This is a genomic window from Reichenbachiella sp., assembly GCF_039944555.1.
GTDB lineage: Bacteria > Bacteroidota > Bacteroidia > Cytophagales > Cyclobacteriaceae > Reichenbachiella.
The window spans coordinates 15,027-29,340 of record NZ_JBDUYN010000020.1; the positions used below are offsets into that span (position 1 = coordinate 15,027).

The 14,314-nt window shown below is 41.2% G+C and carries 6 protein-coding genes; all 6 read left to right on the top strand.

From position 1 onward, the window contains the following. Position 1 precedes the first annotated feature (1 nt). From ABJD64_RS24550 to ABJD64_RS24575, 6 genes are read left to right on the top strand one after another with little or no spacing between them, the layout of a single operon-like run. A complete protein-coding gene (locus ABJD64_RS24550; RefSeq protein WP_348180974.1) occupies positions 2 to 3,472 on the top strand; it encodes a hypothetical protein in 3,471 nt (1,156 codons plus the stop codon). Between the two features lie 12 nt (positions 3,473 to 3,484). Then, on the top strand, positions 3,485 to 3,673 hold the full coding sequence (locus ABJD64_RS24555) for a hypothetical protein (RefSeq protein WP_348180975.1): 189 nt from the start codon (positions 3,485 to 3,487) through the stop codon (positions 3,671 to 3,673). A 16-nt stretch (positions 3,674 to 3,689) separates the two neighbouring features. Then, a complete protein-coding gene (locus ABJD64_RS24560; RefSeq protein ID WP_348180976.1) occupies positions 3,690 to 6,878 on the top strand; it encodes a hypothetical protein in 3,189 nt (1,062 codons plus the stop codon). Between the two features lie 6 nt (positions 6,879 to 6,884). Continuing rightward, the gene (locus tag ABJD64_RS24565) at positions 6,885 to 9,968 is read left to right on the top strand and encodes a contractile injection system tape measure protein (protein ID WP_348180977.1); all 3,084 of its coding nucleotides are present in this window, start codon (positions 6,885 to 6,887) and stop codon (positions 9,966 to 9,968) included. Between the two features lie 9 nt (positions 9,969 to 9,977). Beyond that, complete coding sequence (locus tag ABJD64_RS24570) at positions 9,978 to 11,327, top strand: ATP-binding protein (protein WP_348180978.1); 1,350 nt, start codon at positions 9,978 to 9,980, stop codon at positions 11,325 to 11,327. 42 nt (positions 11,328 to 11,369) lie between these two features. Continuing rightward, positions 11,370 to 13,820 carry a DUF4157 domain-containing protein gene (locus ABJD64_RS24575; RefSeq protein WP_348180979.1) on the top strand — a complete coding sequence of 817 codons (2,451 nt, stop codon included), beginning with the start codon at positions 11,370 to 11,372 and terminating at the stop codon, positions 13,818 to 13,820. Positions 13,821 to 14,314: the final 494 nt, after the last annotated feature.

The window sequence follows — 14,314 nt, forward strand, 5'->3', positions numbered from 1 at the left end:
TATGAACTTAAAAGAACAAAACAGAAGTACACTTAAAAAATATTTCGAAACCGGAGATAGACCTACCGAAGATCATTTTCGCCAATTGATCGACTCATTTGTCAACAAAATCGATGATGGAATAACTGTGAGCGATTCCAACAATGTAGGAATCGGTACGAACGACCCAACCGCTAAGCTCGAGGTTAAGGGAGAAATCAAATCGACTGGAGCTATGTCAGTTGGTACTAAACTTACTGTCCATGGTGAAATGGAGGTCATCGGTAAGATGACAACCAGAAAAGTAGATCACCATGAAGGCGACGTACAGTTGGGCGATCATATTGATGATAAAATAAAAATATCCGGAACGCTTCAGTCCGACAATCAAAGTACATCACTCAAACTCATTTCTCCGCTGGAAATGACCAAAGGTCTTCACGCCGAGGGAAACATCACAACAGACGGTAACCTCAATGTACTTGGAAATACAAGTTTAGGGGATGAGAATGCAGATCAACCTAAGGTGGTCACTATTCATTCACTTTTACAATCGGGTAGAGAAGCCCTGATTATAAAATCGAAAGGTAACGCCTCCGCCACATTCGGACTCAAAATACAAAGCAACACGGGAGTGGAGCATTTCGCGGTAAGAAGCGATGGAAGGGTAGGTATTGGTACGGTTGATCCTGATGCAAAACTGGATGTCGACGGAACCGTAAAGGCTACCGCTTTTTCCGGTGATGGTGCCGGACTTACAAATATTGATGCCTCAGAAATTACAACTGGCGTCCTGGATGCCACCCATGTACCGGATATCATCAATGTAGATCAAATCAATGCAAAATCCGGTGCCGGACTAAAATTGTTCGATGATGAGGGTAATGGAGTTTTTATCCAGCAAGGAGGCCAGGTCGGAGTGGGTATCACTAGTCCGAAAGCGAAACTTCATATCTATGATCTGCATCTGGACACACTGGACTCACCAGAGCATTTAAAAGATTCCAACAAATATCACTTGTTCATACAAGGAAGCGCTACATCTGGAAAAGGCTCGGGTCTCGCATTTGGTAGTGCCGATAAGGTAGGAGCAGCCATGCTGCACGTAGAAAAAGATAGCGGTTCAAAAGGTGACTTGGCATTTTACACCAAGCAAACAACCAATGACGAAGCACCTGTAGAGGTGATGCGACTCGATGATCAAGGCAATGTCGGTATAGGCACCTCTGATCCTTCCGAGAAGTTGGAAGTAGACGGTACGGTCCAGGCTACGGCTTTTTCAGGTGATGGCTCTGGCCTTACTAACCTTGAAGCTTCTGAAATCAAAACCGGAACCATAGATGCAGAAAGGCTTCCTCAAATTGATTCTGCAACTATCGTAGGAGATCCTATCTCAGATGATTTGGTCCCTGACGTTGTTTCGGTTAACGAACTTAAGGCCATTGATTCGAGTGGACTGAAATTATCTGATAAAAATAATCAAGGCATTTTCATTAAAGATGGAGGCCATGTAGGTATTGATGTATCCAACCCTACGGAAAAATTGGAAGTCAACGGTAATATCAAGGCAGATGGATTAATCGGAAATGGATCGAATATTACTGACCTTGAAGCCTCTGAAATCAAGACCGGAACCATCGATCCAGATAGGCTCCCTCCAATTGATCCTTCGACTATTACTGGCAGTATACTTTCAAATGACGTGCTTCCCGATAACATGGAGGCCAGTGAAATCAAGGCGCCTAATGCCAATGGACTTAAATTACTTGATCAGAACAGCGAAGGTGTTTTTATCGAAGATGGCGGAAACGTGGGCGTTGGTACGTCCTCTCCAGATACCAAACTGCACATTTATGATTTGGGTTTAGATGCGGTCAGTGATTTAAAAGATCCCGCTAAGTATCATTTGTTGATACAAGGAAGCTCTACAGCAAATAAAGGAGCAGGTATTGCCTTTGGTAGTGCAGGCAAAGTGGGAGCTGGTATCCTCCATATAGAAAGGGGTAGTGGATCTAAAGGAGATCTCGCATTTTATACCAAACAGACCACAGCTGATGTGGCTCCCATCGAAGCCTTGCGCATTAGAGCCAATGGCAATGTAGGTATTGGGACCAACGACCCAAATTCAAAACTGGATGTGGACGGGATCATTACTGCACAAGGATTCCAAATGGCCGATGGGTCTAGCGTTACGGGTTCAGGAGGTTCGGGACAGACCTTGCCCATTCAAGGAACACATATTGTGGATGGCAACGGTAACAATATACCATTAGAAGATAATGCTGAAATCCGGGCTGAAGACCTTGCTCAAGGTATCAAAATCGTATTTGAGGAAGGCGCTCAAATTGCTCCTGATCCAGATAGGAGATATTGTATGCTTTCAATTGAAAAACCTTCATTTTTAAGACAATCGTATACAAATTATAAAAACTCAATTGGTTATTCAACCTTTATTTTTGAATTATCTTCAAATTTCTCACAGAACACACTTCAGATTTTCATATCAGATTATGACTTAGATAATTTGTCCACCAACATCTATATGGAGTCTGTGATTAAAATTAAACTTATTGGTAAATACCTTAATGCCGATAACACCGATTACACTGATTATGAACTCACCTTTAACTTAAAGCCCAAGATCAGGCTCAAAGGCTATATTGGCAGTTATGGCAGTGAGGATGGACAGCTCAGTAACGTTTCGGAATTTACTGTTGATGCGAATGGAAATATTTATGCACTCGACATAAATATTAGTAGAATTAAAAAATTTAATAATGAGGGGAACTTTATAGCCAATTGGGGCTCAAGAGGTAGTGGAGATGGTCAATTTCAATACCCAAATGGTATTACAACGGGCAACGATGGAAATATCTATGTGTGCGATTCCAACAATCACCGGATACAGGTTTTTGATTCTGAAGGAAATTTTATTAGAAAATGGGGCACTCAAGGCAGTGAGGATGGTCAACTCAACTATCCAAGGGGCATTGGTATAGAGGGAGGCGAAGTATATGTAGGAGATTCCAACAATTACAGAATACAAGTATATTCAACAAATGGAGAATATCAGAGGCAATTTGGCGCTAACGGGACTGATGATGGTCAATTTCAATATATTCATTCTATTGCTGTTGGTGATGGAAAAACATATGTGATATCTCAGATTGAAAATAATTATACCATTCAAGTTTTCAGTACTGAGGGCCTTTTTCTATATCGATTAGAACAACAGATATCAAATAATTTTTATTTCTATTATCCACATGGGATTACAGTGGACAATGAAGGAAATGTTTATGTAGCAGATTCCAATAATTATAGGGTTATAAAATTGAATGCTCAAAACGAACTTATTGCGATCTGGGGGCATCAAGGAACTGACCCGGGACAATTGCAGTATCCTCGTGATGTTGAAGTAGATCCCAACGGGATAGTTTACGTGGCAGATCATAGAAACATTATCTCATTTGAAATATCCTCAGACATTTAAAATCAAATAACCATGAAAGAAGTAAGTCTAAAATTATCTATCGATGAAGCCAATGCAGTGCTCAACGCATTGGGCAATTTGCCATTCGTTCAGGTCAATCAGCTGATCAATAAAATCCAACTACAGGCAGGCCAACAACTGAATGGCAATGGATCAGGAAACGGAGAAGATAGTTCACAAAAGAAGGAAAAGGTAAAGTAGTTCTTTACTGAGCGATTTGATTGAATCAACCACGATATCAAAAAAGAGACCGGCTCATGAGAGCATGGATTATACCTATCTCAGAGAAAAGGGGATTGAGTATATCCAGCAACTGGCCGGTACCACCTGGACCGATCATAACCTACATGATCCCGGAATTACGATTCTTGAGGTGCTGTGCTATGCGTTGACGGAGTTGGGCTATCGTACGGACTACGGCATTGGAGATATTCTGGCCAGTGGCACAGAAAACCTTCAAAACAACTTTTACACAGCGGCTAAAATTCTGCCCTGTAATCCACTAACCGTTAATGATTTCCGAAGACTGATTATCGATTGCCAAGGCGTTCGAAATGCCTGGTTTGAAAAACCGATCAAGTATGAAAAAGACATATACTTTGATCAGACCACCGATGAACTCAATTACAAGAATGGCCCCAGGGTAAGATTGAATGGGCTGTATGATATTCAATTGGAATTAGAAGAAGATTACGTTCACCAAAGTTCGGTAGATCTTCCTTATCGCAAAGAAGACCTCAACAGCAACATCATCAAATGGGAAATAATCGACGACTCCGGCACGCACCCCATAGAGGTGGAATTTCCATATTGGGATCAGGTATCAGCACACTGGACCGAACAATATGAAATTACTCGTATGTCCAACTATAAGGACCAGGAAGTTTCAGTAGAGTACCGAGGTGATGATCGATATCATTATTCTTCAAAAATTAAATTTTCCGATCACGAACTGGATATTGACAAATTCGAAATTAGAATCAAATTTACAGATGCCAATTCGAAACCGGATCAGTTGGCAGGGGCTGTCCTAAGAGAAATAAAGAATACCGACGGTCTCATAAGGTACTTTCATAACAAGATAATTACTACCCATGCCAGGGTAGGAGAGGTAAGAAAAAAGCTCAATAGGCATAGAAACCTCTGCGAAGATTTCTATCAGTTTAAGGCAGTACGTGTTCAGGAAATTGGCGTCACAGCTTCCGTAGAAATAGCTGCAGGTACGGACGCCCAGGAAGTTCTTTCAAAGATCTATACGGGACTAAATAATCTCTTCAGCCCATCTATAAAGTTTCACTCGCTTCAGGAATTATTGGATCAGGGATTATCACCAGATCAAATTTTTGAGGGCCCTTTGCTCGACCATGGATTTATTCGATCCGAAGACCTGGATGTATTGAATCTGAGAGATGTGATTTATACCTCAGAATTGATCAATATCATCATGAAAATTGATGGTGTTCAATCCGTCAGTGACCTCAAAGTATCGAACTATATCTACAATCAGGTAATTAATAAGGAGGTAGGGCATTGTTTGAAACTGATTGCTCCCGAAACCTACCAGGCCAAACTGAGTTTTGACAAATCCGATTTCGAAATTACCCTCAATGATTTACCAGTGCGCACGACACTGCCAACATTTGGTGATGACATGGAAACCGAATCAAATGCCCTTCAGGCGTATATGGGCCACGAGGATCTTGATGTTCCAACCGGTGAAAGGACAGCAATAGATGCCTATGATTCATTGCAAAATCATTTCCCTTTGATCTATGGAATTGGTGAAGAGGGGCTGCCTGAATCGGTATCTGACATGCGCAAAAACCAGGCCCGGCAATTGAAAGCTTATCTATTGTTCTTCGAACAACTGCTGGCCAATCATTTTTCTCAGCTCGCCCATATTACAGATTTGTTTTCAATGAATGCCAATGTAAAGAGTACTTATTTCACCCAGCCTTTACACAGCGTCCCAAATGCCAGCGAACTACTAGAAGAAAACTATGAGGAATCACTACAGAGTAAAGTTGAAAGTGAATCCGATTTTTCAACCAGAAGGAATCAATTTCTTGAACATTTGATTGCGAGATTTTCGGAGGACTTCATGGAATATACCACTTATGCCAAGGACAACATTTCATTATCTGATCTGACCAGCAACAAGATATCTTTCTTGCAAGACTATCCGGAATTAAGCCGAAACAGAGGGCAGGCCATAGACTATCTTTCGGTCGGGTCATTAGAAAACGACACTAAAGACATCGACCTGCTATCAGGATTCGAACTCAGATTATCAAGGCTTTTGGGGTTGAAAAATGAGAAATATGATTTTGAGGCATTAGACAGATTTATCAGAGTGGAGGAGGTATCAGACGGTAAATGGGAGTTTAAGCTTTTTGATGAAAACAATGAAGTGATCTTAATAAGCAAGCAGGGGTTTTCTGATCCGGAGGTGGCGCATGAATCGGCCTGTGATTTCATTGTCAATTGGATGGATAGCTTTATTATCGAACGGATACATACAGAAGAGGATGAAGAAGAAGATGATGATGGTGATGATGGGAAAAGACGAAAACCAAAGCGAAAGAAAAGGAAAAGGTCTGACGATGAAGACGATGACTCTAGAGGCCATCATGAAAGGAAACATAGAGCAGATCGACTCAGGGACAGGAAATCTGATGACGATGACGATGACGACGATGATGACCGCAGAAGATACTACGGAAGGCGACACAGATGGCATCGAAGGAGAAAAAGATCAAAAGGAGATCATAAGAAAGAAGATGACGATAAATTTGAGTTCCGGGTCACAGATAAGCAAAAAAATGTATTCGCGGTGTCTCTCAAAACCTTTGATTCCAAACAAAAGAGAGACAATGAAATCAATAGACTAAAGGAGTTGCTTGCAAAAGTGTTGCCATTGGTAATTGAAAAAGAGAAGGCAGCAGAGACTGAGAGAATTAGGGTGATAGAACATATTCTATTGCGCCCTAAAATCTGCGAAACTATAGGAAATGTAAATGTTGAGGATGATTTGATACCAGTCTCCGCAGATCATATCAACGACAACGGCGACCTTATAATTGATCCCTATTCTTTTAGGATCACAGTCCTCTTGCCCCGTTGGCTCAACAGATTCATGCAAGCGGGTGATGGTATTAATGAATTTGGGAGGTACGCTGAGCGAGTAGTAGCAATGGAAACGCCTGCTCATATCCTTGCAGACATCTATTGGGTAGAAGCATCTACTATGGCACGATTTGAGGCTAAATACAAAAACTGGCTGATAGTAAATGCAAGCCCGGAACCCGCCGATGAAAATTTAAGAAATACACATTTTGAGGAGCTAAACGATGCACATCATCAGTTGCTCAGTGAGTTGGCGGAAATCAGAACTCAGTCTTCATAAGTGACCATGGTAGGACTAGCAAACAAATCGAATATCATTAAAACCCAAACATGGGAAATAAAAGTCGACGATGAGAGCATCGCTTCGGCCTTGCAACATGAACTGGGCGGCATGAATGAAAATACTATTGTTCCATTATTGGAAAAAGCATGTAACGAACTCATTCCTGATTTGGATGTGGTCAGGCTCAATAAAATGGAATTGGATCTGGGCCAGGTCTCTTACGAGCAATTTCATTCAGAACTTCCCGAGAAAGTGTACGACACTTTCCATAAGGCATTGGCTAAAGCTTTGTCCGACGCGACCTCAGATACGGCGGCTGGTGTAGATGTTATTTCTGCATCGGGGTCACAGTTAAATCTTCTTAGGTATTTCCTGAGTACAGGAACCTTTCCCTGGTGGGCCTCCAAACAGAATGATATTGACCTGGACATGATTGTAGAAGAGGCCTTGGTCTCTGATTATCGCCAATTGCAAGCCATCATAAAAAAAGGAATTCCCTCTCTCTATTTTCGGAGAAGATTGGCCAGTTACTTCTCTTTGAAATCGCTTTTCTCCGTGATTGACATGATGGATCCGAGTCAATCCGAGACCATAGAGGTGCTATATAAAGAGTGCCTAACAAAGACTAATGGCCATTCGGGTTCAAAGGCTGAATGGAGCAAAGAAGCCACCTTTTGGTTTAATATTTTTACTTGCTTTAATGAGCATCAAGAGAATGTAGATGAGCAAAAGCTGATTAAGTATGCCTCTGTATCTCGAAATCCGAATAAGGACCATAAGAAGACTCTTGATCACAAAAAAGAACAGAAGCCTGAAAATCAGACTTACACCATTCGAGAGGTCAATCTGCTATTTGATTTCCTTCAAACAGGGGTCTTACCTAAAGACAGCGGAATTGAAATAACCGATTTAAATATATTACTAGACAACTGTCTTCATCAGTTAAAAGAGCCAACCCTCGAGGCTATTGAGAAGGGCATCCAAGCATCCATTTTTCGGAAGCGATTGGTAGATCATTTTGCCTCCAAGCAACTATTTCTGATCATTGAAATATTGATGCCTGGTTTTCAAAAGATCTTCGACGGACAATTTGAAAAGTGGAAAACGGCACTTGATCATCGTGTTTCGCAAGAATCAAGTCTTGGTTTAGATAAAATGCTTTGCGAGATATTCTTCGAATTCTTGAGTCAGAATAAAAAAATTAGAAGTTTAGAAGGACTGATTGACTACATGGAGCGGTATACCGAATATGAGGTTCAGCAGGTGACTTTTTCCAAAGAAACCAAAGAAACCGAAGAGACCGAAGAGACCGATTTGGCTGAACAGGATGAAACTTTAGTGAGTTCAATGCTGACATCGCTGACTGCATTTTTGAAAAAAGGTATCTTATCCTATGGAAATGCTTATCGGGGTCACTCAAATCCAGACCACTTGCTCAAAGCACTGATTAATGAGCCTGATGAAAAAGTGGTGAATTTTTTTAAGAAAGTGTTCAGCGATCAACAGCTAAGAAAGCGACTTATCCAGCACTTTTCGCCCGAAATGGTTCTATCACTAGTCAATGTCATCTACTCAAAATCAGGCATGCCGGTAAATAAGGTATACAAGGAATTAGTGAAATCTAGTCAATCACAAAAGACAACAAAGTACCGATCAGAATTTAAGCTCTTCGTCCTTAATAAAATAACAGAACACCTGGCCGGTGCCGTAAAGACATTTTCTCCAAGTGAAACCTTTGAGGCTTTAAAACAAGAAATCGAGAAGCTGTGGTCCAAAGCAGAAAAGGCAATGGATAAAACAACCGTGGAGGATCAACAATTTCATGAGGACAATCTTACCGTATTTATTCACTTTTTGAATACCGGCAAAGCTCCATGGTGGACAGTCGACGTTTCCGATGAATCTCTCTTTGTTATATTTCGCGAATTGTTAACCGACCCTTCTCAGGAAACATATAACTATCTTCAACAGGCAAAAAAACATAAGTTATTCAGCAAAAGACTTGTCGAAGCATGCCCTCAGGATATAACCTTTTTAATCATTCAGGCCCTCGAAAAAAACCAACCGAGCGATCAGTTTGTACTGATAAAAGAACTCGCCCAATGCATGGAGAACAAAAAAGAGCCCCCAATCTTTAAATCTCTCCCCGCTTCATTTTTTCAGACCGAGTACTTTGTCTGGCTGCAAAATCAATCCAGTAGTTCAACTACTCTCGCGCTGCTTGAGCATCTGCTCAAAGCTATCTCTGCTGTATTGAATCTTTCTCATCAGGAAGTGACTATAGGTATGATTGAATGGATGTCTTCTATTGATAATTCAATGTTTGCAACCTTTAGAGAAATGCTGGACGCAACATCGAATTTATCGAATGATTTGGATTCTGGAAGACTCACACCAAAGCACGAAGATCAAATCCGAGACAAACTTAGGGCGGCAAAGGAATCTGCTAAAAAACGGCTTCCTAACCACCAGCTCAATAACCAGGAAGAAAATACGGTTAATCCCAAGGACCTGAATATTGAATCAAGTAATCAATCTAAAAAAGACTTAAAAGAGGAGAAAAAAGAGTCTGAGGTTGAGGTTGAAATCCAGGAGTGCTACATACAAAATTCAGGACTTGTTATCCTTTGGCCCTATCTGACCAAGCTCTTCGAACTCATGGACTTGGTCAGAAATAATCAGTTTGATAATGAAGAAAAAAAATATAGAGCCGCACATGCCTTACAGTATCTGGCTCTTGGAGAACAGGAAGGCCTGGAGTACAACTACCCGCTCAACAAATTAATGTGTGGTTTGGATATTGGAGAACCCATTCCGATGGATGTGGTTTTGACGCAACAAGAGATGGATGGATGTGAAGAACTACTGGAGGGCGTTATTCAAAATTGGGAGGCACTTAAGGGCACATCAGTGGCCGGTTTGAGGGGATCATTCTTGAAAAGGGAGGGAAAGTTGATTCGCAAAGGAGAAGATTGGCTGCTTAAGGTTGAGCAAAAAGGTTACGACATACTGATGGATAAATTGCCCTGGAGCATCAGCATGGTGAAGTTGCCCTGGAACAAAGAATTGATACATGTGGAGTGGTAAAGGATACCTATGAATGAGAAACTATCAAATAATGCAAAAGACCTCAACCTCGAATTAGAGTGGTTCGCTAGACTATTGGAAACCAGGATGGCCCTTTATTTTGAGAAAGAATGTAGTTACCAAAGTATTTATGAAGTCTCACCCCCTGAATTCGCAGCTGAAAGTTCGCTATACGCCGGGTTCTTAGATCATTATTCAATCACTTTTGAACAACGGGTAGCCCTGGTACTGACCCTTATCCCACATGTTAAACCGCAATTATTGGATTTGTTTTTTATAAGAAATTCAACCTATGATCGTGGTTTTACCGAATTCGGAGGGCAAAAAGGCAAGACGCATAGCGGATTCATGCCGACAGGAGAGACCTTGTTATTCTTATTGTCGGGAGGAGATCTCGAATTGGGCCTTTCTGTTCATTCCCTGTTCGATCGAGATCATTTCTTTGCCAAGCACAATATTTTAAAAATGGATCCCGTAGCTGATGGAGAGCCAATCATGAGTGGTGTTCTCAGACTATCCGAAGAGGTACTCGATTACTTTACCTCAGGAACTATTCGAAAACCCGATTTGAGCATCAAATTCCCTGCTCGGCATATCACTACAGACCTCGAGTGGGGAGATCTTGTGCTCGAACAAAATACAGCTCATCAGATAGACGAAATACGAACCTGGATTGAGCATGGCCATGTGCTCATGAATGGTTGGGGGCTAGGTAAAAAAATCAGACCCGGCTACCGATGTCTTTTTTATGGACCACCGGGCACTGGGAAATCTATGACCGCTTGCCTCTTAGGCAAATCGACGGGCAAGGATGTATATCGGGTGGACCTGTCCATGGTAGTTTCAAAATACATAGGTGAGACAGAAAAGAATCTGTCCAGGGTATTTGAACAGGCAGAAAGCAAGAATTGGATACTTTTCTTTGATGAGGCAGATGCTTTATTTGGAAAACGGACAGGGGTGAAAGATGCGCATGATCGTTATGCCAATCAAGAAGTGTCCTATCTCCTCCAACGTATTGAAATCTATGACGGTATCATCATTTTAGCTTCCAACATGAAGGGTAACCTGGATGAGGCCTTTACACGAAGGTTTGAGTCGATTATACCCTTTCCTATACCAAAGTCGGAAGAGCGAAGACGATTGTGGGAAAAAGGCTTTTCTTCAAAGTGCGTGTTGGAAAACAAAATCAATCTGGAAGAGATTTCAAGCAAGTATGAATTGTCTGGGGGCTCGACCATGAACGTCATACGGTACAGTTCGCTCATGGCACTTAGGCGAAACAGCAATGAGATCAAACTCAATGATTTGGAAGAAGGGATCAAAAAGGAATTTCAGAAAGAAGGAAAAACGATCTAAAACAATTTCTCTGCTTTTAAAAAAAGAGTAGGCAGAAGAAAGATGGAAACGGCCACCAAAACCGATACGAAAACCTCCAACAGCAAAGCTGCTGCTAACCTGATACAACCCAAAGCCCAGGAACAAGATAAGAATGGTATCGAGGGAGAGGAAGCCATGGAAGCCGTAGGTGTACAGGCCAAACTATCAATCGGTAGGCCAGGTGATAAGTACGAGCAAGAGGCCGATGCTGTGGCGGACAAGGTGGTGTCTATGCCGGATCAATCGCCGGTAAGGGGGAAATCACAAAGCGGACAAGTACAACAAAAAACAATTACCACTGGTATTACGCCATGGGTGCAGAAGCAGACTGCGGACCGTACAGTACAACAAACGCAGAGCAATGGGAAAGAAGGGCCTGAGAAACTTCAACTATTAGAAGAGGAGGATCAGGAAAAACAAGTAGCGCCGAAGCTACAATTGATGGAAGATGATCGCGAACGACTTGCTCCAAAACTTCAACTTCGAGAAGATGAAGAAACGGCGATCACACCAAAGCCTATTCAGACCAAGCGTTTCTCTCCTGAATCCACTTCCGGCTCCTCCTTAGAGGACCGCCTCAATAAAAGTAAAGGCGGAGGAAGTGCTCTGCCCGATGATACCCGTTCCTTTATGGAAAGCCGAATAGGAGCAGACTTCAGCCAGGTCAAAGTTCATACTGGCAGTGATGCCGTGCAGATGAATAAAGAGTTGGGTGCTCAGGCCTTCACGCATGGCAACAATGTCTATTTCAATCAGGGAAAATATGATCCTGGCAGTAATTCAGGTAAAAAACTTTTGGCGCACGAGTTGACGCATACGGTACAGCAGGGGGGGGAGAGTTCAGTTAGAAGGTTTCCAGCATTTGTTGGAGAATATGCCGAGGCTGTAAGATATAATAGCGAGAAGCATAAATTCAATTACACCTTGATTCGGTATTTGTATTTGGTGTCTGGTGATAATTCTCTTTGGCAAGCAGCTATTGCTTCCAGATCACTAGGGATAGAATTTGCTGAACTTGTCGCAGGAGCACAGGCGGCTATGGGAAAGCATGCAACGGGAAAGTTAGATGCCTCTACGGTTAGTAAAGGGCTATGGTACTTAAGAAGGGTGAAGTATAATCGTGCTAAGAATAAATTCAACAGACCATTTGTATGGGGAATGGCAAGATTAAGTGGTGATCGGGATCTATTTCATAAGGTAGATAGAAAGGAGTTTTTGGGAGCTGAATTCGTACGATTGACCATTGCAGTCCAAAGAGTATTAGGACTAAATGTAGATGGGTATTTAGGTCCAAGCACAAAGAAGAAGATTGCGAAAAAATTCCAATCGGAAGGTTTGAGCACGCATGGCATGGAGGGTAAAAAATTAATACCGGGAGATACCTTTCCTGTTAATCAATTATGGTTTGCAGTTGAATTCCTAACCGGAGACTTTTGGCTATCTCGTGATGAAAAAGTGATTGATGGTAATGGCAAAATCGGTTTGCGGATAGAACCAAATTTTAAAATAACAATTTTAATACCAGGAACATTTTATTTAGAGGAGTTTGCAATCGGTATTCAAAAAGATATTGATGAAAGAAAGTATGAGCGAATTTCTCAGTGGGTACATACCGCCTTGGATTTAGCAGGTATGGTTCCGGTAGTGGGCATATTTGCTGATGGGGCTAATGTATTATACTATGTGATAAAAGGGGAGTTTCCAGATGCGGCTATTGCTGCGTTTGCTATGGTTCCAATATTTGGGACAGGTGCTACTTTGACCAAAAACACAATGAAGATTCCTAAAAAAACTGTTGACGAAATGAGTCCCAAGAAAGCAAAATGGAGCTTTGGGAACATTTTTAAGAATAAGGTTGAGTTGAGCGGAGCCCATTCGGGTGATTATAAGTTTTTCATGAAATTCAAAACCTTAGATCTAAATGATGAATCGATTACCTGGCTGATTGAAAATCCGAATATAAAGAAAAGTGTTTTGACTAAATTACTGAGTGAGTCGGATAAAGATATTATTAACTCAATAAATCTTTTTTTTGATAGTATGAATTTTCATCGGGTATTAAATGAGTATGCAAGTTCTAGCGATACAAAGGTCATGGGAGCTGAGTTTATACTAAAGTTTGCTTCAAATAAAATCAGGCCACCAGTTAATTTTGAACTATATGATAAAATCGGTGCAAGGGGTAGATTTACTGATATTAAAGCGTTCGGTATTTCGTACGAGCTAAAATCTGTGAAAAGAATAAGTAAAAAATATTTAGATCAATTCTTATACGATGTGGTAGACAGAGTACAAGAAATAGGTAAAATTGATGTAAGTGATTTAAGGTGGGTTTTTGATTCGAGAAAGATCACGAAAGAGGCAGTAATAAAAAGATTTAAGAAAATCTTAAATGCTAAAGAGTTCAAAACGTTAAAGGTTAATGATAAGATCGTTGATAGTTTAGAGCACTTAATTATTTTATATCCATGATGAATTATTAACGACATTGAGCGTCCAGTAGCGAGCGTTTAACTTTTTCAGCGTAACGCGTACGCTGTATCTGTAAGAGAAAATTTTCTACCCTCTGGTCGGAATTAAATCACAACGATCCTGAGGCCAGAGGAGACATTTCACACGTTGAATTCAATTATCCCTACTTAGATTTTCACGGGTTGTAGCTGCGTAGATAGCAAACTTTAAATAGGTTTTTCCAGCCCCCTTCATTCACCCTCTGGTCGTAGGTTAAGCGCAGCGGTCCTACGACCCTAATTATGTAAGCAAAGGTCGTAGTGGACATGTAGCTGCGTAGATAGCCTACCTTAGAATGGCTCCTTCCAGCCCCCTTCATTCTCTAAAACTAGCCATAAATGGCCATTGATTAAATATTTGGATGTCGTTAGATTTATTATAGAATCCATCATTGGCGTGACTTGGCCCATGATCAGAAAAAAAATAACGCCATACGTCATGATCATCACCAAAAC